This is a genomic window from Mycolicibacterium boenickei (assembly GCF_010731295.1).
Taxonomy (GTDB): domain Bacteria; phylum Actinomycetota; class Actinomycetes; order Mycobacteriales; family Mycobacteriaceae; genus Mycobacterium; species Mycobacterium boenickei.
The window spans coordinates 4,816,440-4,837,087 of sequence record NZ_AP022579.1; the positions used below are offsets into that span (position 1 = coordinate 4,816,440).

Annotated in this window: 22 protein-coding genes; 5 read left to right on the plus strand and 17 right to left on the minus strand. The window is 68.0% G+C overall.

The features are described 5' to 3' along the window. Positions 1 to 5 precede the first annotated feature (5 nt). Both G6N57_RS22925 and G6N57_RS22930 read right to left on the minus strand, forming a co-directional pair. Positions 6 to 233 (minus strand): 4Fe-4S dicluster domain-containing protein, encoded by a 228-nt coding sequence (locus tag G6N57_RS22925; protein WP_036444492.1) that lies wholly within the window; start codon positions 231 to 233, stop codon positions 6 to 8. Further along, entirely contained in the window at positions 230 to 985 is a 756-nt protein-coding gene (locus tag G6N57_RS22930) for a GntR family transcriptional regulator (RefSeq protein WP_077739249.1), read from the minus strand. The genes G6N57_RS22925 and G6N57_RS22930 overlap by 4 nt, the downstream gene beginning before the upstream one ends. Before the next feature lie 266 nt (positions 986 to 1,251). On the opposite strand from G6N57_RS22930, the gene G6N57_RS22935 reads away from it, so the two are divergent. Further along, positions 1,252 to 2,832 (plus strand): HNH endonuclease signature motif containing protein, encoded by a 1,581-nt coding sequence (locus tag G6N57_RS22935; RefSeq protein ID WP_077739248.1) that lies wholly within the window; start codon positions 1,252 to 1,254, stop codon positions 2,830 to 2,832. A gap of 138 nt (positions 2,833 to 2,970) precedes the next feature. On the opposite strand, the gene G6N57_RS22940 is transcribed toward G6N57_RS22935, so the two are convergent. The 4 genes from G6N57_RS22940 to G6N57_RS22955 all read right to left on the minus strand — a co-directional run bounded on the left by G6N57_RS22940 (position 2,971) and on the right by G6N57_RS22955 (position 7,480). Then, positions 2,971 to 5,220 (minus strand): molybdopterin-dependent oxidoreductase, encoded by a 2,250-nt coding sequence (locus G6N57_RS22940; protein ID WP_077741717.1) that lies wholly within the window; start codon positions 5,218 to 5,220, stop codon positions 2,971 to 2,973. A gap of 95 nt (positions 5,221 to 5,315) precedes the next feature. Further along, positions 5,316 to 5,804: a transcription antitermination factor NusB gene (gene nusB, locus G6N57_RS22945; RefSeq protein WP_019349168.1), complete on the minus strand. Its 489-nt coding sequence runs from the start codon at positions 5,802 to 5,804 to the stop codon at positions 5,316 to 5,318. 2 nt (positions 5,805 to 5,806) lie between these two features. Then, complete coding sequence (gene efp, locus G6N57_RS22950) at positions 5,807 to 6,370, minus strand: elongation factor P (RefSeq protein WP_077739247.1); 564 nt, start codon at positions 6,368 to 6,370, stop codon at positions 5,807 to 5,809. 24 nt (positions 6,371 to 6,394) lie between these two features. Next, positions 6,395 to 7,480 carry a M24 family metallopeptidase gene (locus G6N57_RS22955; RefSeq protein ID WP_077739246.1) on the minus strand — a complete coding sequence of 362 codons (1,086 nt, stop codon included), beginning with the start codon at positions 7,478 to 7,480 and terminating at the stop codon, positions 6,395 to 6,397. A 33-nt stretch (positions 7,481 to 7,513) separates the two neighbouring features. On the opposite strand from G6N57_RS22955, the gene G6N57_RS22960 reads away from it, so the two are divergent. Further along, a complete protein-coding gene (locus tag G6N57_RS22960; RefSeq protein WP_077739245.1) occupies positions 7,514 to 8,083 on the plus strand; it encodes a B-4DMT family transporter in 570 nt (189 codons plus the stop codon). Positions 8,084 to 8,137: 54 nt separating this feature from the next. Here G6N57_RS22960 and aroB read toward each other — a convergent pair whose 3' ends face one another. From aroB to G6N57_RS22980, 4 genes are all read right to left on the minus strand, one after another. Continuing rightward, positions 8,138 to 9,217 (minus strand): 3-dehydroquinate synthase, encoded by a 1,080-nt coding sequence (aroB, locus tag G6N57_RS22965; protein ID WP_163646657.1) that lies wholly within the window; start codon positions 9,215 to 9,217, stop codon positions 8,138 to 8,140. Then, the gene (locus tag G6N57_RS22970; RefSeq protein WP_097926376.1) at positions 9,210 to 9,938 is read right to left on the minus strand and encodes a shikimate kinase; all 729 of its coding nucleotides are present in this window, start codon (positions 9,936 to 9,938) and stop codon (positions 9,210 to 9,212) included. Before G6N57_RS22970 ends, aroB begins: the two co-directional genes overlap by 8 nt. Further along, the gene (gene aroC / locus G6N57_RS22975) at positions 9,938 to 11,146 is read right to left on the minus strand and encodes a chorismate synthase (protein WP_077739244.1); all 1,209 of its coding nucleotides are present in this window, start codon (positions 11,144 to 11,146) and stop codon (positions 9,938 to 9,940) included. Before aroC ends, G6N57_RS22970 begins: the two co-directional genes overlap by 1 nt. 94 nt (positions 11,147 to 11,240) lie before the next feature. Beyond that, positions 11,241 to 11,666, minus strand: a complete 426-nt coding sequence (locus G6N57_RS22980) for a prepilin peptidase (RefSeq protein WP_077739243.1) — start codon at positions 11,664 to 11,666, stop codon at positions 11,241 to 11,243. Positions 11,667 to 11,835: 169 nt separating this feature from the next. Between G6N57_RS22980 and G6N57_RS22985 the strand changes: the two genes are divergently transcribed. Further along, positions 11,836 to 12,816 carry an NAD-dependent epimerase/dehydratase family protein gene (locus tag G6N57_RS22985; RefSeq protein ID WP_077741716.1) on the plus strand — a complete coding sequence of 327 codons (981 nt, stop codon included), beginning with the start codon at positions 11,836 to 11,838 and terminating at the stop codon, positions 12,814 to 12,816. A 4-nt stretch (positions 12,817 to 12,820) separates the two neighbouring features. On the opposite strand, the gene G6N57_RS22990 is transcribed toward G6N57_RS22985, so the two are convergent. The 5 genes from G6N57_RS22990 to G6N57_RS23010 form a co-directional block, all read right to left on the minus strand. Then, positions 12,821 to 13,645 carry a shikimate dehydrogenase gene (locus G6N57_RS22990; protein WP_077739242.1) on the minus strand — a complete coding sequence of 275 codons (825 nt, stop codon included), beginning with the start codon at positions 13,643 to 13,645 and terminating at the stop codon, positions 12,821 to 12,823. After that, positions 13,635 to 14,879: an endolytic transglycosylase MltG gene (locus G6N57_RS22995; RefSeq protein ID WP_097926377.1), complete on the minus strand. Its 1,245-nt coding sequence runs from the start codon at positions 14,877 to 14,879 to the stop codon at positions 13,635 to 13,637. Before G6N57_RS22995 ends, G6N57_RS22990 begins: the two co-directional genes overlap by 11 nt. Next, positions 14,872 to 15,390, minus strand: a complete 519-nt coding sequence (ruvX, locus tag G6N57_RS23000) for a Holliday junction resolvase RuvX (RefSeq protein ID WP_019344427.1) — start codon at positions 15,388 to 15,390, stop codon at positions 14,872 to 14,874. Before ruvX ends, G6N57_RS22995 begins: the two co-directional genes overlap by 8 nt. A 4-nt stretch (positions 15,391 to 15,394) precedes the next feature. Further along, positions 15,395 to 18,085 carry an alanine--tRNA ligase gene (gene alaS / locus G6N57_RS23005; protein ID WP_077741715.1) on the minus strand — a complete coding sequence of 897 codons (2,691 nt, stop codon included), beginning with the start codon at positions 18,083 to 18,085 and terminating at the stop codon, positions 15,395 to 15,397. 110 nt (positions 18,086 to 18,195) lie between these two features. Then, complete coding sequence (locus G6N57_RS23010) at positions 18,196 to 18,597, minus strand: secondary thiamine-phosphate synthase enzyme YjbQ (RefSeq protein ID WP_077739240.1); 402 nt, start codon at positions 18,595 to 18,597, stop codon at positions 18,196 to 18,198. A 116-nt stretch (positions 18,598 to 18,713) separates the two neighbouring features. On the opposite strand from G6N57_RS23010, the gene G6N57_RS23015 reads away from it, so the two are divergent. Continuing rightward, positions 18,714 to 19,334, plus strand: coding sequence for an antibiotic biosynthesis monooxygenase (locus tag G6N57_RS23015; protein ID WP_077739239.1), 621 nt, complete (start codon positions 18,714 to 18,716; stop codon positions 19,332 to 19,334). Between the two features lie 91 nt (positions 19,335 to 19,425). Then, on the plus strand, positions 19,426 to 19,734 hold the full coding sequence (locus G6N57_RS23020) for a GlsB/YeaQ/YmgE family stress response membrane protein (RefSeq protein WP_077739238.1): 309 nt from the start codon (positions 19,426 to 19,428) through the stop codon (positions 19,732 to 19,734). A 34-nt stretch (positions 19,735 to 19,768) separates the two neighbouring features. Here the strand turns inward: G6N57_RS23020 and G6N57_RS23025 are convergent, their stop codons facing one another. Both G6N57_RS23025 and G6N57_RS23030 read right to left on the minus strand, forming a co-directional pair. Beyond that, positions 19,769 to 20,242, minus strand: a complete 474-nt coding sequence (locus tag G6N57_RS23025) for an SRPBCC family protein (RefSeq protein WP_077739237.1) — start codon at positions 20,240 to 20,242, stop codon at positions 19,769 to 19,771. Then, positions 20,239 to 20,610, minus strand: coding sequence for an ArsR/SmtB family transcription factor (locus G6N57_RS23030; RefSeq protein ID WP_077739236.1), 372 nt, complete (start codon positions 20,608 to 20,610; stop codon positions 20,239 to 20,241). The genes G6N57_RS23025 and G6N57_RS23030 overlap by 4 nt, the downstream gene beginning before the upstream one ends. Positions 20,611 to 20,648: the final 38 nt, after the last annotated feature.

A 20,648-nucleotide genomic window follows, 5' to 3' on the forward strand; every position in this document is an offset into this window, starting at 1 on the left:
GTCCTCTAGCGGATGAGGTAGGGCATGTTGACGGTGACGGCGCCGGTGGGACAGCGGGCCGCACACGGGCCGCAGTACCAGCACTCGTCGACATGCATGAAGGCCTTGCCGTTGGCGGGGTTGATGGCCAGCGAATCGAGCGGACACACGTCGACGCACAATGTGCAGCCCTCGATACACAGGGACTCGTCGATGGTCACCGGGACATCGGCGCGTTGATTGACCAGCGTCATGCATCTCTCCTAGTGAGGTTGCCGCGCATGGTGATTCGATCACCACGCATCCTGATGTACTCCAGGTCGACGGGCGTACCGTCGTCCAGACTCGTGAGCCGTTCGGCCATCAGCAGTGCCGATCCGGCCGGCACCTGCAGCGTCGCGGCGGTATGGGGATCGGCCGAGACGGCCTCCAACGCAAGGCTCGCCCCGCCCAGGCGGTGCCCGCTGACCCGTTCGATGAGCGCGAAGATGTCGTTGCTCTCCAGCGCGTGACCGATGACCTGCTCGCCGATCTCGGGGGCCAGGTACGTCAGATCCAGCGACAGCGGTAGATCGGCGAGATAGCGCAGTCTCTCGATGAACACCACCTGGGCGCCTGGTTCGAGGGCGAGCTTGCGGGCGACCGCGGGCGGGGCCGAGAGCCGCTGCACGGCACGGACTTCGTTGCGGACGTCGCCGTAGTCCTTGAAGGTCTCCTTCAGCCCCACCAACGCGTCGAGACCGTGGTCGTACTTGCGGGCCGCCACATGCGTGCCCACCTTGGTGCCGCGGTCGATCAGGCCTTCGGTCTTTAGGACGGCAAGCGCTTCCCGGATGGTGTTGCGGGACACGAAGAACTCGGCGGCCAACTCCGCCTCCGGCGGTAGGGCGCCGGCATACGTGCCCTCGTAGATCTGATGACGCAGCACATCGGCCACCTGGCGGGCCTGATCGGCACGCGCGCGGCGACTCGGCAGCGATACGGGATGAGCTTCGGGCTGCGACACGCACTCAAGGTAAATGCCATTTCAGGGCCGTCGCAGTGCGGCCGATACGCCGTCGACGCAGGTTAACCGATTGCGCCGCCGACCAAAGTGCCGTACCTGGCGAAACCGCCGCACCGGCCGGTATTACGCCACCTCGGCCCGGACCAGAATTTACAAATCGCGATGATCGAAACTCGTTGCGCCGGCTGCAAAAAACTTTGGCCTCTTTGGCCTCTCCAGTCACAATCTGAGGATTCTTGTCAGCGTGTCGAACTAGTGTTCGAATCATGGTGATGGCGGGAGTGGTGCAGGGCCGGGACGTGGTGCAGACCGCGCTGGCCGGCCACCGCGCCGCGACCGCAGCGCTGCTCGATGTCGATTTCACCGGGTTGGACACCGCGGAGTTGTTGACACTGCAGTCCGCGCGCGAACAGCTCGCCCGCACCGAGGCGATGATCGATCACCGGATCCAAGCCGCCCTGATGGCGCAGGCCACCCCGCACGAGATCGGCGGGAAATCCTTCAAAGACGTACTGGCCACCCGGATGCGGATCAGCACCAAAGAAGCCGCCCGCCGGGTGGCCGCCGCCGCCGCTCTCGGACCGCGCTACGCCATCGGCGGCGAGGTGCTCGACCCGCTGTTTCCCGCGTGTGCCGCCGCGCTGGGCGCCGGGGCGATCAACACCGACCACATCACGATCATCCGCGACACCGTGGCCAAGGTCGAAAAATACGTCAGCACCGCCGAACTCGGCCAGATCGAATCCGACCTGGTCGCCGCCGCCACCCGCGACACCCCCGAAACGCTGAAAGCCGCCGCCGACAAACTGCTCTATCTGCTCAACCAGGACGGCGACTCACCCGATGTCGCGGCGCATCTGCGGGGGTTGCGGATCGGCACACAGGACGCCGACGGGCTGGTGCATGTCCAGGGCTGGCTGGACCCTGAGACCGCGGCGTATCTGACCACGGTCACCGGCGTCTGGGGTGCGCCGGGCCTCAACAATCCGGCCGATCCCGAACCGGTCCACAACCCCACACCCAACCCACTCGACGACCCACCCGACGAAGTCGCGCGCGAGACCGACACCCCCGACACTTCCCAGGCCCCCGACGCTTCCGAGGCCAGTGCCGCGCCCGCCGGCGCCGACGTCGAGGCCGCCGAACCCGAACCCGAAGCCTCCAAGGCCGACGCCCCCTATGAGCAGGCCCCAGCCCAGCAAGCCGAACAAGCCCAGCAGGCCGCCGCCGACCGGGACACCCGGACCCAAGCCCAACGCAACCACGACGCCCTCAAAGTCGCGCTACGCGAAGTGCTGATGTCCAAACGACTCGGCCGCCACGGCGGCCTGCCGGTCACCGTGGTCGTGTCCACCACCCTGGCCGAACTGGAAGCCGGCGCCGGCATCGCCGTCACCGGCGCGGGCCTGCGGATGCCGATGAACGACCTGATCCGATTGGCATCACACAGCTTTCACTACCTCACCGTCTACAAACGCCACACCGCCGAACCGCTGTACCTGGCCCGCACCAAACGATTGGCCACCACAGCCCAACGCCTGCTGCTCTACAACCGCGACCGCGGCTGCACCCGCCCCGGATGCACCGCCGCGGCCGACCGCTGCGAAGTCCACCACGCCCGAGCCGACTGGCAACACGGCGGCCACACCGACGCCCCCGACCTCGCCCTGGGCTGCGGACCCGACAACCGCCTGGTCGGACTCGGCTGGACCACCACCATCGACCCCGACACCGGCCGCATCCACTGGCACCCACCACCCCTGATGAACACCGGCCAAGACACCCTCAACCACCACTTCCACCCCGAAGAACTACTGATCTCTCCGGAAGAAACGGACGACGGCTAGCCCCTGGCTCACCGCTAGATCGTCGTGTGGCTGAGCCCCATTGGCCGCACTCCTCAACGCGGCTCGTCCCTCACCGCTAGATCGTCGTGCGGCTGAGCCCCATTGGCCGCACTCCTCAACGCGGCTCGTCCCTCACCGCTAGATCGTCGTGCGGCTGACCGTCACCGGGATGCCATTGAGCGCACCGTTCCCCGACGGCTCGTCGATGAAGTCGGGCAGAGACAAGATGTTGGTGTTGACCCCGGGCGACGCGTTCGCGACACCGAGCCGTGTGCCGGGCAGGCCGTGGCCCCAGCCGTGGGGCATCGACACCACCCCGAGCTTGATCGCGTCGGTCACCTCGACCGGCACCACGATCGTCCCGGCCCCCGAGGCCACCTCCGCGTTGTCGCCGTCGGCGATTCCCCGCGATGCGGCATCCTGACTGTGCATCAGCAGCGTGCATCGGTCGCGCCCCTTCATCAGGGAGCCGACGTTGTGGAGCCAGGAGTTGTTGGACCGCAGGTGCCGCCGGCTCACCAACACCAATTCGTCGGGGGCCCGGTCGAGCCGCTCGGCCAGCCGTGGCAGGTCGTCGAGCAGATACTGCGGCGCCAGCCGGATCTTCTGGTCGGCGGTACCCAGCACCTCGGGAACGCGGGGCACCATGGGGCCGAAGTTGATTCCGTCCGGATGGGCCTTGAGCTTGTCCAGCGTCAGGCCGTCGGGGTTCTCACCGTAGCGGTCGCCGAACGCGGCGGTCCGTAGCGTCAGATCGAGCATGCGTTCCGGTCCGCCGTGATCGTAGTGCTTACGGATCTCGGCACCGTCGAGCCCTTGGGTGAAGCACAGGTAGTCGAACCAACCGTCGTCGAGCGCGGCGATGTCGACGTCCTCGGCCGGAGTGCCGGTGCACAACCCGGTCAGCCGGATGAGGATCTCCCACTCCTCCGGCGCCTCGGGATCCTCACGATGGAACACCGGCGGCGAGTACCGGGCAAAGCTGTTGATCGCCGCACCCAGCAACAGGTCCGCGGAGTGCGGCTGCTCCAGAGCCGAGGCACCGGGCAGGATGACGTCGGCGTGCCGGGTGGTCTCGTTGAGCCACAGATCTACCGAGATCATCGCCTCCAGCTGCGGCAGCGCCTCGTCGAGCTTGTCGCCGCCGGGAGTGGACAGCACCGGGTTGCCTGCCACCGTGATCAGGGCCTTGATCTGCCCTTCGCCGGGGGTGGTGATCTCTTCGAGCATGCAGGACACCGGCACCTGCCCGAGTACCTCCTTGGCCCCGCGGACCCGGGTGCGGTACCGGCCGAAATTCGGCGCGCCGTCCTCCAGTCCTGGGATCGGCTGGCCGGTGATCGTCCATGCCGTCGGGGTGGCGAACATGGCGCCGCCGGCAGTGTCGAAGTGTCCGGTGACGATGTTGACCACATCCACCAGCCAGCTGGCCAGGCTGCCGAACTCCTGGTTACAGGTGCCGATCCGGCCGTAGACCACCGCACGCTGGGTACCGGCCAGTTCGCGGGCCAGCCCACGAATCCGCTCGGCGTCGATACCCGTTGCGGCAGAGACTCTTTCGGGCGACCATTCGACCACCGTCTGCCGCAGCGTCGACACCCCGTCGAGGTGGCGTTCCAAATCGCCGAGGTTGACCAGTCCCTCGTCGAACACGGTGTGGATGATTCCGAGCAACAGCGCAGCGTCGGTGCCGGGTGTGATCGGCAACCATTCGTCGGCCTTGGCGGCGGTCGCGGTGCGCACCGGGTCGATGACGATCACCTTGCCGCGCTTACGGATACCGGAGATGATGCCCATCACGTCGGGGGCGGCCAACAGCGAACCCTGCGAAGCCGCGGGGTTGGCGCCCATCACCACGAGCAGGTCGGTGCGCTGGATGTCCGGCGTCGGGAAGGCCCACCAACTGCCGTACATCAGGTGCGACGACAGGTTCTTGGGCCACTGGTCGATCGTTCCCGGCGAGTAGGTGATCGGCATGCCCGACAGGCCCAGCAGGATCGCCGAGTAGCGGGACAGCGAAAACGAGTGCGCCAGCGGATTTCCGGTGTACGCGGAGACCGCGCCGATGCCGTACTTCTCGATGACGGGTGCGAGCAGTTCGGTGCAACGCCGGAACGCGGTGTCCCAGTCGACCTCGTGCCACTGGCCGTCCACCTTGATCATCGGCCGGCGGATCCGGTCGGGATCGTCGTGCAGCGCGGCCAGCGACGCACCCTTCGGACAGATGTGCCCCGCACTCCACTCGTCGGACTTGTTCGGCCGAACGCTCGCCACCTTGCCGCCGGCGACCTGGATCTCCAAGCCGCACATGGCCTCACACAGCGGGCAGGCATGCAGATGCAGGCCGTCCTCGCCGACGTCCGCGATACTTCTCGGCTCGTGTCCCATCAGCGGCCTCCGGATGTCGGTGCGGGTGTCACCCCACACGTAACAACATCGTGACGCCGAACGGCACCGATGGTCCCGATGTCCGGGACGCTTCCCTATTGCTCGGGCCGGTCCTGCACCGCGCCCTGCACAGCCGCGGCGGCGGCGCGGATCTGCGGGGTCACCAGCATCACCTGGCCCAGCACCCCGTTGACGAATCCGGGCGACTCATCGGTGGACAGCTCTTTGGCGAGTTCGACCGCCTCGTCCACGGCGACGGGTTCGGGCACGTCCTCGGCATGAAGCAGTTCCCAGACCGCCACCCGGAGGATGGCCCGGTCGACGGCGGGCAGCCGCTCGAGCGTCCACCCCTGCAGATGCGCCGAGATGAGGTCGTCGATGTGCGCGGCGTGCTCGGTGACACCGCGCGCCACCGACACGGTGTACGGATTCAGCGGGGTGACGTCGGCCTGGTCCTCGGCCAGCGCGGCACGGCCGTCCGCCACCGCCTCCGGCGTCAGACCGCGCGCTTCGGCCTCGAACAGCAGATCCACGGCGCGCTTGCGGGCCTGGTGACGGCCCCGGTCACCACGGCGGTCAGGCATGGTCAGCCATTCACGCGGCCGAGGTAGCTGCCGTCGCGGGTGTCTACCTTGAGCTTGTCGCCGGTGTTGATGAACAGCGGCACCTGGATCTCGGCACCGGTCTCCATGGTGGCGGGCTTGGTGCCGGCGCTGGAGCGGTCACCTTGCAGGCCCGGCTCGGTGTGGCTGACGACGAGTTCGACCGAGACCGGCAGCTCGAGGTACAGCGGAGCGGACTCGTGGAAGGCGATCTGCACCGGCATGCTCTCCAGCAGGAAGTCGGACAAGCGGCCGACGAGCGCCTCGGACAGCGGATGCTGATTGAAGTCCTCGGAATCCATGAAGACGAAGTCGTTGCCGTCGCGGTACAGGTAGGTGGCGTCGCGGCGGTCCACGGTGGCGGTCTCCACCTTCACACCGGCGTTGTAGGTCTTGTCGACGACCTTGCCGGACACCACGTTCTTCAACTTGGTCCGCACGAAGGCCGGGCCCTTACCCGGCTTGACGTGCTGGAATTCGACGATCTGCCACAGCTGTCCGTCGATCTGCAGGACGAGCCCGTTCTTGAAGTCGGCAGTCGATGCCATGAGGGTGTAGCTCCTAAGCTTTTGTCACAAAATGGTCAGTTCCTTGGGGAACCGGGTAAGCAGGTCGGGTGCCGCCTCTCCGACGACCAGGGTGTCCTCGATCCGGACACCGCCGCGATCGGGCAAGTAGACACCTGGCTCAACGGTGACCGCAGAGCCAGCAAGCAGTGTACCGGCGGCAGCGGCATTGATTCCCGGCGCTTCGTGGATCTGCAGTCCGACGCCGTGTCCGAGGCCGTGGCCGAAGTTGTCACCGTAGCCGGCATCGACGATGACCTGGCGCGATGCGGCGTCGACGGAGCTCAGCGAAACCCCGGGAGCCAGCGCGTCACGGCCGGCCTGCTGCGCGGTGGCCACCAGGTCGTAGATGTCGTGCTGCCACTGGGCCGCGGGGCCCAGCACGAAGGTGCGCGTCATATCGGAGTGGTAGCCCTCCACCAGGGCCCCGAAATCGATCTTGACGAAGTCGCCCGCCGTCAGCACCGCGTCGGTGGGCCGGTGGTGTGGAATGGCCGAGTTCGCGCCGGTCGCCACGATCGTCTCGAAAGACGGCCCGTCGGCGCCGTGGTCGAGCATCAGCGCTTCCAGCTCGTTGCGCACCTCTCGTTCGGTCCGGCCGGGCCGCAGGCCACCTCGCTCCAGCAGATCGGTCAGCGCCGCGTCGGCAGCCTCGCAGGCCAGGCGCAGCATGGCGATCTCCCCGGCGTCCTTGATCTCGCGCAGGGCCTCCACGGCGCCCGCCGCGCGCACCCAGTCGACCGTGTCACCGGCCGCCTTCTTCAGCGCGGCGAACGCGTCAACGGTCACCACGTGACTCTCGAAACCCAGTCGCAGCGCCCCGCAGCGCGCCGCGCGCCCGGCCAGATGCGATCCGCAGGCGCGCTCGATCACCACCTCGGCGTCCGGGGACTGCTGCGCGGCCTGCGTCCGGTAGCGCCCATCGGTGGCCAGCACGGGAGTGACGTCCTCGGCGAGGATCAGCAGGGCCGCGTTGGAACCGGTGAATCCGGACAGATAACGCACGTTGACCAGGTCGGTTACCAGCATCGCGTCCAGGCCCGAATCCGCCAGCCGACGGCGCAGCCGCTCCCTGCGCTGGGAAATAGTCACGGTCTGTGACGCTACTCGCTACAGTGTGCCCCCATGAGCAAGTGGTTACTGCGCGGAGTGGTGTTCGCAACAGCGATGGTCATCGTGCGCTTACTTCAGGGAGCACTGATCAACGCCTCGCCGGGTAACGCCACCTGGTTCAGCCTGGGGCTGGTCACGTTGTTCGGAATCGCGGTGCTGATCTGGGGTCTGTTCGACGGCCAGAGCGATGCCCGCGCCAATCCGGATCCGGATCGTCGCGCCGACCTGGCCATGACGTGGCTGATCGCCGGCCTGTTCGCCGGCATCGTCAGCGGCGCCGTGGCGTGGTTCATCGGGCTCTTCTACAAGAGCCTCTACACCGATGCGCTGCTCAACGAGGTCACCACGTTCGCGGCATTCACCGCGCTGCTGGTGTTCCTCCTCGGCGTCGGCGGTGTGACGGTGGGCCGCTGGCTGGTGGACCGCAAGGCCCCGCCGATGCCCCGCCAACGCCACCACGGCCTGGCAGCCGAGGAACGCGCCGACACCGATGTGTTCGCCGCGGTGTCCGCCAACGGCGCCGCCGAGAACACCGACGACACCACGCAGACCATCGAGTACCCCGAGCAGCCCAAGCAGTAGCGGCTCCTGCCCGCGAGGGCAGCTCAGAGATTCAGGCGCGAGTGGCGCGGGCAGTCAGGCCCGCGCCACTTCTGCGTAGGCGGCCGCCAACAATGACGGATCGGGGCCTTCCAGCCGGCCCGGCTTGGCCAGGCCGTCGAGGACGACGAATCGCAGCACGCCCGAGCGGTTCTTCTTGTCGCCCGCCATGTAATCCATCAGTTGGGGCAGCGCGTCACCGTCGTAGGTGATCGGCAACCCGAGTGCGGTCAGTACGGTCCGGTGCCGGTCGGCGGTCTCGTCGTCGAGACGCCCGGCGAGCCGGCCCAATTCGGCCGCGAACACCAATCCCACCGACACCGCGGCACCGTGACGCCACTTGTAGCGTTCGCGGCGCTCGATGGCGTGGGCAAGTGTATGGCCGTAGTTCAGGATCTCGCGCAATGCAGATTCCTTCTCGTCGGCAGCAACCACCTCGGCCTTCACCGCGATCGCGCGGCGGATGAGTTCGGGCAACACGGTCCCGGTGGGATCGAGTGCCGATTCCGGATCGGCCTCGATCAGGTCGAGGATGACCGGGTCGGCGATGAAGCCGGCCTTCACGATCTCGGCCATCCCGGCGACGATCTCGTTGCGCGGCAACGTCTCCAAGGTAGCGAGGTCCACCAGCACCGCCGCCGGCTGATGGAAGGCGCCGACGAGGTTCTTGCCGGCGTCGGTGTTGATCCCGGTCTTGCCACCGACCGCGGCGTCCACCATCCCCAGCAGCGTGGTCGGCACGTGCACGATGTCGACCCCGCGCAGCCAGGTGGCCGCAGCAAATCCCGCGACGTCGGTGGCCGCTCCCCCACCCAGACTGACGACAGCGTCCTTGCGGCCGATGCCGATGCGCCCCAACACTTCCCAGATGAAGCCGACGACGGGCAGCTCCTTACCCGCCTCAGCATCCGGGATCTCGATCCGGTGGGCTTCAATTCCCTTGTCTGCCAAGTGCTGTCGTACCGCCTCAGCGGTCTGGGTCAGCACCGGCTGATGCAGGATCGCCACCTTGTGCCGACCCTCGAGCGTATTGCCCAGTTCGCCGAGCAGGCCGGTTCCGATGATGACCGGGTACGGCCGGTCCACCAGTACCTCGACGATTACCGGGTCAGTCATCATTACGCTCCGCGTTGCGAGCGGCCAGGGCCGCGGGGGTGGGTATGGCTGTGGGCTCGGGATCGGGTGCGGCAGTGGCGGTCTTGCCGCCCTTGGCCTCCGAACCGGACGAGGTCTGTGAGGACGCCGGGCCGCGGCGCCACGGTGGGCGACGCCGGCGTCGCTTGCCCGCCCGCGGCTGCTGGGCCTGCTTCTGGGCGGGTTTCTGGGCCGGCGGGTTTTCCAGTCGGGTGACGATCGTGCGCACGACCGCACCGGGATTGCGCCGGTTGGTGTTGATCCGCATGGTCGCGACCCGACGGTACAGCGGTACCCGTTCGGACATCAGGGCACGGAATTTCTCGGCCCGGTCCGGCCCCGCCAGCAGCGGCCGGACGGTCGAACCGCTTGTGCGGCGGACCCCTTCGGCCGCGCTGATCTCCAGATAGACGACGGTGTGTCCGGCCAGTGCGGCGCGCACGCCCGGGGTGGTGACCGCGCCGCCGCCCAGCGACAGCACGCCGTCGTGGCTGGCCAGCGCCGAGCGGATGACCTCTTCCTCGATCCGGCGGAACTCCGCCTCGCCGTCGGTGGCGAAGATGTCGGCGATGGTGCGGCCGGTGGTCTCCTCGATCGCGGCGTCCGTGTCGAGCATCGTGAGGTTCAGCGCCTTGGCCAACCGGCGGCCGATGGTCGACTTGCCCGAACCCGGCAGGCCGATCAGAACCGCCTTGGGGGCCATCAGCCCAGGGCCTGCGCCGCCGGCTCGCGCTCGGCGACTGCCCGCAGGTAGGCGTCGATGTTGGCACGGGTCTCGGCCAGCGAGTCCCCGCCGAACTTCTCCAGCACGGCGCGGGCCACCACAAGCGCAACCATGGTCTCCACCACCACGCCGGCGGCAGGGACCGCGCAGACGTCGGACCGTTGATGGATGGCGACGGCTTCTTCACCGGTCGCCATGTCCACGGTGGCCAGCGCCCGGGGGACGGTCGAGATGGGCTTCATCGCGGCCCGGACCCGCAGGGCCTGGCCGTTGGTCATGCCGCCTTCCAGGCCACCGGCCCGGTTCGTCGAGCGCAGGACTCCGTCGGGGCCGGGGTACATCTCGTCGTGGGCCACGCTGCCGCGGCGGCGGGCGGTCTCGAAGCCGTCGCCGATCTCCACACCCTTGATCGCCTGGATGCCCATCACCGCGGCCGCGAGCTGGCTGTCGAGGCGGTTGTCGCCGCTGGTGAACGAGCCCAGCCCGATCGGCAGGCCCTCGACGACGACCTCGACGACGCCACCGAGGGTGTCGCCGTCCTTCTTGGCGGCCTCGATCTCGGCGATCATCGAGGCTTCAGCAGCCTCGTCAAACGCCCGAACGGGGCTCGCGTCAATCTGGTCCAGGTCGGAGAACCGCGGCGGCGGGCCGTCATACGGCTTGGATGCGCCGATGGAGATGACGTGCGAGACCACCTCGACACCGAGCGCGGCGCGCAGGAAGGCCCGGGCCACGGTGCCCGCCGCGACCCGTGCGGCGGTTTCGCGGGCACTGGCACGTTCCAGCACCGGACGGGCGTCGTCGAAGCCGTACTTGAGCATGCCGGCGTAGTCGGCATGCCCCGGTCGGGGACGGGTCAGCGGGGCGTTACGGGCTGCGCCTTCTGCGGCAAGCTCGGCCTCGTCGACCGGGTCGGGAGACATCACGGTCTCCCACTTGGGCCACTCGGTGTTGCCGATCTCGATGGCGATCGGCCCGCCCAGGGTGGTGCCGTGACGCACCCCGGCCAGCATGGTGACCTGGTCCTGTTCGAACTTCATCCGGGCGCCCCGGCCATAGCCGAGACGACGGCGCTTGAGCTGTGCCCCGATCTCCTCGGAAGTGATGGGCACGCCGGCAACCATCCCTTCGAGCATGGCCACCAGGGCGCGGCCGTGGGATTCACCAGCTGTGGTCCAACGCAACACGGGTGTCATTCTCCCACGTCGGGGTTTGCCTCCCGAAATCCGTGGTCAATCGTGACGCACGCGACCTGTTGGCGTTGAGGCCGCCGCGGCGCGGCTAGACCAGAACCAGGGCCACCGCGGCGGCACTCGCCGCACACATCGACGGTCCGTGCGGCACCGTCCGAATTCCGCGCAAGGCGGCACCCAGCGCCAGCACCGCCGTGCACACCGGTGCCGCGAGCGCCGCCAACAACCACACGTCCGCGCCGAATGCCCCCGTCATCGCGCCCAAGCCGACCGCCAGTTTGACGTCGCCGCCGCCCATGGCCCGCGGCGATACCAGATGCACCGCCAGGTACAGGGCCGACAGCGCCAAGGCCCCGGCTGTGGCTGCACCACCGTGCCCGGCCAACGCCGCCACCACCAAGACCAGCACCGCGCCGGGCAGCGTCAGCCAGTTCGGCAGCCTGCGCTCGGCGATGTCGTAGCCGCTCAGCGCGAGCAGCCAGAGCGCCCCCACCACCGTTACCCCCGCCCCCATGCACCGAGGCTAATCGCGGCCGGGCATCCGGGAATGCGCTCATTCGGTGGCGCATCCAGGCCTGCACACCGTGACCGATCCCGACCCGGATCCGGCCCGGGAAACAGTGGCCAGGTTGCCCCCGGCGCCACCCGCAAAATCGCTTGCAGCGGTATGACACGGTCGAGTGGTGCGCACACTCGTCACCGGCAGTTCCGGCCATCTCGGGGAGGCGATCGTCCGCACCCTTCGCGACCGCGGCGAAGAGGTGGCGGGCATGGACGTCCGGCCCTCGCCGTGGACGGACATGGTCGGTTCGGTCACCGACTCCGAAGCGGTCCGGGCGGCGATGACAGGCGTCGACGTGGTGCTCCACACCGCGACGCTGCACAAGCCGCAGCTGGCGTTCGTACCGGGGCAGGCTTTCATCGACACGAATGTCAGCGGAACCCTGGCGCTGTTGGAGGCGGCCGCGGGCGCAGGCGTACGAGCGTTCGTGATGTCGTCTTCCACAACGGTTTTCGGCGATGCACTGGTGCCCGATCTGCACCGCCCGGCGGCCTGGATCGACGAGTCGGTGGCGCCGGTGCCCAAGAACATGTACGGCGTCACCAAGGCCGCGGCCGAGGACCTGTGCCAGCTGGCCCACCGGAATCACGGGTTGCCCTGCGTCGTGCTGCGAGTGGCCCGGTTCTTCCCGGAAGGCGACGACCGGCCTGATGCCCACGAGGGCCGGACCGACGCCAACGTCAAGGCCGATGAATACGCGACCCGCCGAGTTGCGCTGGAAGACGCGGTCGACGCGCACCTGCTGGCCGCGGCCGCCGCCGGCCGAATCGGGTTCGGCCGCTACATCGTCTCCGCCACCACACCGTTCGGGCCCGGCGACCTGGCCCAGTTGCGCGCGGACGCGGCCGCTGTCTTCGCCCGACGGGCTCCCCGGGTTGCGGAAGTTTGGGCGCGGCGCGGTTGGCGCTTTCCCACCCGCATCGACCGCGTCTACGACAACAGCCGGGCTCGTGCCGATCTGGGCTGGCGCCCGCGCTACGACCTGGCCTCGATCGCCGAACTGGTGGACACCGCGGACACAGTCCAGACCCCGATGGCCCGCCTGGTCGGATCCAAGGAGTACCTCCACAGCTCCTACCACAGGGGAACGTTCGTCCCGTGACGGCTCAGCCCAGCGCGGCGCGCATCGCCTCTTTCGGAGCGGGCATCCCGGTGAACTGCTCCACCTGAGCGAAGGCCTGGTTCAGCAGCATCTGCAGCCCATTGATCGCCTCGCCACCTGCGGCCTCGACGGCCGCGGCCAGCGGCGTCGGCCACGGGTCGTAGATGGCGTCGAGCACCCGCGGCACTGCGGCGAGCGTGTCCGCGTAGGCGGCAGCCGCGTCCGCCGGGATGGTGCTGACGGCTGAATCCGCGGTGGCAACCGCGTCGGTCAGTGCGCTGCTGCCGATGTCGCACCAGCTGCCCTGCGCTCCGCACCGGCCGGCCAACTCGACCAGCCGTGCCGCCTTGCCCTCGTCGCGCGCGACGACGGTGATCCGCTGCACGCCGAGCTCGGCCAGGGCCACCACGGCGGCCGGGGCGGTGCCGCCGGATCCGATCACCAGTGCCGCGTCGCCGGCCGTGCCGAGTGCTCCGACCACTCCGTCGACATCGGTGTTGTCGGCGCGCCAGCCTCCTGTGGGCGTCCGCACCAAGGTGTTGGCCGAACCCACCAATTCGGCGCGTTCGGTCCGCTGATCGGCGAACTCCAGCGCGGCGAACTTGCCTGGCATGGTGACCGACAGCCCGACCCATTCCGGGCCGAGCCCACCGACGAGGCCCGGCAGTTGTTCGGCCGTGCACTCGATGCGCTCGTAGGTCCACGACATCAGCCCCAGCGCCCGGTAGGCCGCCAGATGCAGTTGCGGCGAACGTGAGTGGGTGATCGGCGAGCCGAGAACGGCCGCTTTCCGGCTATCGGGCACGGCGGCGGGCCGCCTATCGGGCACTGTCGAGGACACCGTTGTGCTGCGCCTGCTCGATATTGGCCAGGTGCTGCTCGTAGTCACGCGTGAACAGCGTGGTGCCCTGCATGTCGATGGTCACGAAGTACAACCAGTCCCCGTCGGCCGGATGCTCGGCCGCGGCCAGCGCATCGGTGCCCGGCGAGCAGATCGGGGTCTGCGGAAGTCCTTGGCTCATATAGGTGTTCCACGGAGTCGTCTTGGCCCGGTCGTCATCGGTGGTCGCCACTTCCTGGCGATCCAGCGGGTAGTTCACGGTCGAGTCGAACTCCAGCTTGCGGTGTTCGGCCAGCCGGTTGTAGATCACCCGCGCGACCTTGGCGAAGTCCTGCGGCTTGGCCTCTCGTTGCACCAGGGATCCGACGGTGAGGATCTGATACGGCGACATCTGCATTGCGGCGGCGGTGTCGAGCAGACCGCTCTGCGTGTAGAGATTGGCACTGCCCGCGATCAAGGTGGACAGGATGTCCTGCGCCGTGCCCGCGGGGTCGACGTTCCAGGTGCCCGGTGCGATCAGCCCTTCCAACCGCCGGTGGTCGTTGGGCATCGCCGCGACCGGGGCGGCGGCCCAGTCGGGTACGGCCAGCGCCGCCGCCGGCGCTGTCTGCGCGGCCGCCCGCAGCTCGTCGACCGGCACGCAACGCTGCTTGCCGTCGAGTTCGACGCAGGAGGCCTGCGAGATCAGCGTGAAGACCCCTTCGGTGACGGCCTTGGTCTTGACGTCGGCCGTGTCGTCGAGCTGACGCCCTTCCGGGATGGTGAGCTTGCCCACCCGGCTCTCCGGATCTACCAGGCGCTCAACGGCATTGGCGGCCGGGATCTCGGTGCGAAGCTTGTAGAAGCCCGGCTGGATCGCCGAGATCTCCTCGTTCTTGTGTGCCGCGTCGACAAACGCCTTGACGGTGGCGACCACTTTCTTGTCCTGCAAGGTCTTGGCGATGGCCGTCGTGGAATCGCCGTCGTGGACCTGGACGACGATGTCGGCCACGCCGTCACCCGCGTAGTCGTTGGCGCTGCCGGACATGCTGTGCCACAGCTTGGAACCCAGGAACACCGCACCGATCACCACCACGATGAGCGCCGCGATGGAGAAGCCCCGGGTGACGCGCCGCTTTCGGTCGTTGCGCGCTTTGCGGGCCCGCTCGGCCTTGCTCAACCCGCGGCGCGGCGGCCCGATCGCCTCGGGCTTCGCCTTGTTGGCGCCCCACTTCTCAGCCATCCATGCCCTCTCCGCGCGCAGCCAGAGCCGCACGTCGCTGATCCAGCCAGCTCTGCAGAATGCCCACCGCAGCGGCCTGGTCGATCATCGCCTTCTGTCCCTTTGCCCGAACCCCCGCCTCACGCAACGACCGTTGAGCCGTCACAGTAGTGAGCCGCTCGTCGGCCATCCGCACCGGTATCGGGGCGATTCGACGCGCCAGCAGATCGGCCAGTTCGACGGCATCGACGGCTGAGCTTCCGGCCCGGTCGGCGAGTGTGCGCGGCAGTCCGACTATGACCTCGACCGCTTCGTACTCGCCGATCAGCTTGACCAGTCTGCGCAGGTGCTTGCCCGACCGGTCGCGCTTGTCCCGCTGAACGGTCTCGACGGGGGTGGCCAATATGCCGTCAGGATCACAGCTGGCCACGCCGATCCGCACGGTCCCGACATCGATGCCGATGCGCCGCCCGCGTCCGGGGTCGTCGTCCCCTGGGCGGTCCGGTAGCCGGTCGTCGACCGTGTCGGACACGAAGCTAGCCCCGGCCGATCTCGGCGCGCAGCGCGGCCAATGCCGCGTCGATACCCGCCGCCCCCTTACCGGAACCTTGTGCCATGTCCGCTTTGCCGCCGCCGCGGCCGTTGACCGCTGCACTGAGCGGTTTGACCAGTTCGTTGGCGCGCAGCCCCAGATCCTGGGCGGCCGGGTTGACCGCGACCACGAAGGGCACCGCGTCGTTCTCCCCCTCGGTGATCAGCGCGATCACCGCCGGGTCGCTGCCGAGCTTGCCCTTGATGTCGCCCACCAGGGTGCGCAGATCACCGCCGGACATGCCGCCGGCCATCCGCTGGGCGACGACCCGGACCTTGCCGATGGTCTCGGCGCCGGCGGCGGCGTTGGCTGCCGCGGCCCTGGCGTTGGCCAGCCGGACCTTGTCCAGTTCCTTCTCGGCGGCCTTGAGCCGCTCGACCAGGTTCGCCACCCGGGCGGGCACTTCTTCGGAGGGCACCTTGAGCGACGAGGCCAGGCCCGCCATCAGGGCGCGTTCCTTGGCCAGGTGGCGGAAGGAATCGAGCCCGACGTAGGCCTCGACACGGCGGATACCCGAGCCGACCGAAGACTCCCCGAGGATGGTCACGGGGCCGATCTGGGCCGAGTTGCGCACGTGGGTGCCACCGCAGAGTTCCAGTGAGAACGGCCCGCCGATGTCGACCACCCGCACCTGGTCGGGATAGTTCTCGCCGAACATCGCCATCGCGCCCATGGCCTTGGCCTTGTCCAGGGCGGTGATGAAGGTGTTCACCTGGTAGTCGGCCTCGACGGCCTCGTTGGTGACCTCTTCAATCTGCGTGCGCTGATCGTCGGTGAGCGCGCCCTGCCAGTTGAAATCGAACCGCAGGTAGCCCGGACGGTTGAGCGAACCGGCCTGAACGGCGGTGGGGCCCAGTACCTGTCGCAGCGCGGCGTGCACCATGTGGGTACCCGAGTGCCCCTGGGTCGCGCCGTGACGCCACTTGGGATCCACCGCGGCGGTGACGGTGTCGCCTTCGACGAACTCGCCCGACTCGACGTTGATCCGGTGCGCCCACAGGGTTTTGGCGATCTTCTGCACATCGGTGACGGCAGCCTTGGCGGTGACCGAGGCGCCCGTGCCGGAAATCGTTCCTTCGTCGGCGATCTGGCCACCGGACTCGGCGTAGAACGGGGTGCGATCCAGGATCAGTTCCACGCGATCGGCGTCAAGGCCTTCATGGGTCACCACGGGCACCCGCTTGCCGTCCACGAAGATGCCGAGAATGCGTGCCTCGGTGGACAATTCGTCGAAGCCGGTGAATTCCGTAGGCCCGGCGTCGACCAGCTCGCGGTAGGCCGACAGATCGGTGTGGGCCTGCTTGCGCGCGGCGGCATCGGCCTTGGCACGCTGACGCTGCTCGGCCATCAGCGACCGGAAGCCCTGTTCGTCGACCGAGAGCCCTGCCTCGGCCGCCATCTCCAGCGTGAGGTCGATCGGGAAGCCGTAGGTGTCGTGCAGGGTGAAGGCGTCGCTGCCGGAGAGCACCGTCGTGCCCGATTTCTTGGTCGCCGCGGCGGCGTCGTCGAACAGCCGCGAGCCCGCGACCAGGGTCCGGTTGAACGCGGTCTCCTCGGCGACGGCGATCCGGTTGATGCGCTCGAAGTCGGTGACGAGCTCCGGGTACGACGGGCCCATCTCGTCGCGCACTGTGGTCATCAGCTGGCCCATGATGGGCTGCTCGACGCCGAGCAGCTTGGCCGCGCGGATGATGCGGCGCAGCAGGCGGCGCAGCACGTAGCCGCGGCCCTCGTTGCCGGGGCTGACCCCGTCGCCGATGATGATGGCCGCCGTGCGGCTGTGGTCGGCGATGATGCGGTAGCGCACGTCGTCCTCGTGGCTGCCCTTGCCGTAGCCGCGGGGCGCGATCCCGGCGACCAGATCGATCACCGGCCGCACCAGGTCGGTCTCGTAGACGTTGTCCACGTCCTGCAGCAGGCACGCGATGCGTTCGACGCCCATCCCGGTGTCGATGTTCTTGCGTGGCAGCGGGCCGAGGATCTCGAAGTCGTCCTTCGAGGTGCCCTCACCGCGCTCGTTCTGCATGAACACGAGATTCCAGATCTCGATGTAGCGGTCCTCGTTGGCCTCGGGCCCGCCCTCGATCCCGTATTCGGGCCCGCGGTCGTAGTAGATCTCCGAACACGGCCCACACGGCCCGGGGATGCCCATCGACCAGTAGTTGTCGGCCATGCCGCGGCGCTGGATGCGCTCGAGCGGCAGCCCGGCGACTTCCTGCCACAGTTGGATCGCCTCGTCGTCGTCCAGATAGACGGTTGCCCACAGTCTTTCCGGGTCGAACCCGTAGCCACCCTCGCTGACCGGGTTGGTCAGCAGGGTCCAGGCCAGCTCGATGGCGCCCTTCTTGAAGTAGTCGCCGAACGAGAAGTTGCCGGCCATCTGGAAGAAGGTGTTGTGCCGGGTGGTGATGCCCACCTCGTCGATGTCGGGGGTGCGAATGCACTTCTGCACGCTGGTGGCGCGGTCCCACGGCGGTGTACGGGCGCCGAGGAAGTAAGGCACGAACTGCACCATGCCGGCGTTGACGAACAACAGGTTGGGGTCGTCGAGGATCACGGAGGCGCTGGGCACCTCAGTGTGGCCCGCCTTCACGAAATGATCGAGGAAGCGCTTCCTGATCTCGTGTGTCTGCACGTTGCTCGTGTCCTCGTGTTCGTGGGTGGCTGGGGTTGCGCGAGCAACCACCAGTTCGACCGCTTTACATTACCGTTCTGCGCGTTCACCCCGGAAAAGGGCGACGGGCGTCATGTCCCCAGAAAGCTGAGCCGCACCGAACGCTGCGGGTTGTCGCGGTTCAGATCGACCAGCACCACGCTCTGCCAGGTCCCCAGCAGCGGTCGGCCGGCCTGGACCGGCAGCGTGACCGACGGCGACACCAGGGCGGGCAGCACGTGATCCGCACCATGGCCGAACGATCCGTGGCTGTGCCGGTAGCGATCGTCACGCGGCAACAACCGTTCCAGGGTATCGAGCAGGTCGTCGTCGGACCCGGCACCGGTCTCGATGATGGCCACACCGGCAGTCGCGTGCGGGACGAACACGTTGCACAGGCCGTCGTGATGCGTGCCGCAGAACTCGCGCACGGAGTCGGTGAGATCGACGATGCGCCGCCGCGAGGTGTCCACGTCGATCACGTCGGTATCCATCGGCCCAGCCTACGAGGCACCCGCCACACCATTGCCACCTGCGACACAGCGGAGGAAGGTTGGGGGTGGAACCGGTGGCGCCACCGGGGCGCCGCCCTGGCAGGAAGGGGTGGATCGTGTTCGCACGTTCAACCACGATCGCGGCGCGCACCCAGGCCGTCAATGCCGGCATCGCCGTTGTCCGCGACGAGGTCATGCCCGCCCTCGACGACGTCGACGGCTGCGTGGGCCTGTCCCTGATGGTGAACCGGGAATCGGGCCAGTGTGTCCTGACGACGGCCTGGCGGTCCGACGACGCAATGCACGCCAGCGCGTCCGCGATAGCGCCGATGCGCCATCGGGTGGTGGAGACCTTCGCAGGCACCGCCACCGTCGACGAATGGGAGATCGCGGTGGTGCACCGCGAGCAGTACTCCGGCCCCGGCGCCTGCGTACGTGCGACGTGGCTGCGAACCCGCCCCGAACTGTTCGACCGGGCCGTGGATTTCTACCGCGCGTCGGTGTTGCCGGCGATGGAAGACCTGGAGGGCTTCTGCAGCGCCAGCCTCATGCTCGACAGGGCCTCGGGACGGGCGGTGTCCTCGGCCACTTTCGACAGCGCTGAAGCGATGGACCACAACCGCGATCAGGCGCGCGCCCTGCGTACCGCGCGGCTACGCGACCTGAGCGCCGATCAGATCGATGTCGGAGAGTTCGAACTCGTGCTCGCCCACCTGCGAGTTCCCGAGATGGCCTGAAGCGCCGACGAATAGCAATTGACGGCGCCGTTTGCGTTGTGACGGTGCGGGGTACTTCCCTGGTCAGCCCAACCCAGCCGCGGAGGAAACCATGACCATCACCGGCATCATCAGCGCGATTCTGATCGGCATCGTCGTCGGCCTGATCGGCCGGTTGATCGTCCCCGGCAGACAACCAATAGGCATTCTGGTGACGATCCTGGTCGGCATCGTCTCGGCGTTCATCGGTACCGCACTTGCGCGCGCCATGGGCATCCCGACGGTGACCAGCGGAGTCGACTGGCTCGAACTCCTGGTCCAGGTGATCGTCGCCGCGCTCGGCGTCGCCCTCGTGTCGGCGATGATGGGGCGCAGAAGGACCGGGTTGTTCGGCGGGCGAGGCTCAGGAATCCTCCGCTGATTCCGCGCCACCTGACGGTCTGCCCGGCCTGAGATCACCGCGCGGCCAGCAGCCCGTCGAGGCGTTCGTAACCCTCGGTCATCCCGCCTTCCATGCCCGAGGACAGCAGGGCATCGCGGGCCTCGGTGTTGGGGCAGATCGAACGCCCGCGCAGCTGGCTGCGCCCGTTGCCCAGGTCGTCGAACCACATGAACTCGATGTTCACCATGTCCGGGGCGCCTTCGAATTCGAAGGTCTGGATGATGAGTTCATTCGGGCGCACCACGTGGTACACCCCGTTGAACGCGTAGCTGCCGGACCCGTCGGAATGCTGGTAGCGATATCCGCCGCCGGTGCGGAAATCCCAGTGGTCGATTCGCATTTCCAGGCCACGGGGCCCCAGCCACTGGGTGACCAGCTCGGGCTCGGCGTGGGCCCGGAACAGCGCGTCGACCGGTGCGTCGAAGGGGCGGGTGAACTCCATCGCCAAGGTGTCGACGGGGGCAGTCAAGTTGAGCGCGTTCGTCATTGGTCTTTCTCCTCAGGTTGGTCGGTTGCTTTCGGTGCCAGTCGGGCCAGCAGGTCGTCGAGCCGGCGGTAGTTTCGTTCGGCGTCGAGCCGATATCGATCGATCCATGCGGTCAGTCCTTCCAGCGCGGCCGCGTCCAGATGGACCGGTCGTCGCTGGGCGTCACGGGTCCTGGTGACCAGGCCCGCCTGTTCGAGCACCTGAATGTGTTTCGAGACAGCTTGTTTCGTGATCGCGAAGGGTTCGGCCAATTCGTTCACGGTGGCCGGACCGCGGGACAGGCGCGCCACGATCGCGCGCCGGACCGGATCGGCAAGGGCCAGGAAAGCTCGGTCGAGGTTGTCCTCGGCATCCCCATCACGCTCCAATAGTCAATCTTTCCGTTGATCAACCAATTGATTGACTA

Bases quoted from the DNA above. Each gene is read 5' to 3' on its own strand.
- G6N57_RS22925 (WP_036444492.1), bottom strand. From the start codon at position 233: ATGACGCTGGTCAATCAACGCGCCGATGTCCCGGTGACCATCGACGAG.
- G6N57_RS22935 (WP_077739248.1), top strand. From the start codon at position 1,252: ATGGTGATGGCGGGAGTGGTGCAGGGCCGGGACGTGGTGCAGACCGCG.
- G6N57_RS22940 (WP_077741717.1), bottom strand. From the start codon at position 5,220: ATGGGACACGAGCCGAGAAGTATCGCGGACGTCGGCGAGGACGGCCTG.
- nusB (WP_019349168.1), bottom strand. From the start codon at position 5,804: ATGCCTGACCGCCGTGGTGACCGGGGCCGTCACCAGGCCCGCAAGCGC.
- efp (WP_077739247.1), bottom strand. From the start codon at position 6,370: ATGGCATCGACTGCCGACTTCAAGAACGGGCTCGTCCTGCAGATCGAC.
- G6N57_RS22960 (WP_077739245.1), top strand. From the start codon at position 7,514: ATGAGCAAGTGGTTACTGCGCGGAGTGGTGTTCGCAACAGCGATGGTC.
- aroB (WP_163646657.1), bottom strand. From the start codon at position 9,217: ATGACTGACCCGGTAATCGTCGAGGTACTGGTGGACCGGCCGTACCCG.
- G6N57_RS22970 (WP_097926376.1), bottom strand. From the start codon at position 9,938: ATGGCCCCCAAGGCGGTTCTGATCGGCCTGCCGGGTTCGGGCAAGTCG.
- G6N57_RS22980 (WP_077739243.1), bottom strand. From the start codon at position 11,666: ATGGGGGCGGGGGTAACGGTGGTGGGGGCGCTCTGGCTGCTCGCGCTG.
- G6N57_RS22995 (WP_097926377.1), bottom strand. From the start codon at position 14,879: ATGGCTGAGAAGTGGGGCGCCAACAAGGCGAAGCCCGAGGCGATCGGG.
- G6N57_RS23010 (WP_077739240.1), bottom strand. From the start codon at position 18,597: ATGGATACCGACGTGATCGACGTGGACACCTCGCGGCGGCGCATCGTC.
- G6N57_RS23020 (WP_077739238.1), top strand. From the start codon at position 19,426: ATGACCATCACCGGCATCATCAGCGCGATTCTGATCGGCATCGTCGTC.
- G6N57_RS23025 (WP_077739237.1), bottom strand. From the start codon at position 20,242: ATGACGAACGCGCTCAACTTGACTGCCCCCGTCGACACCTTGGCGATG.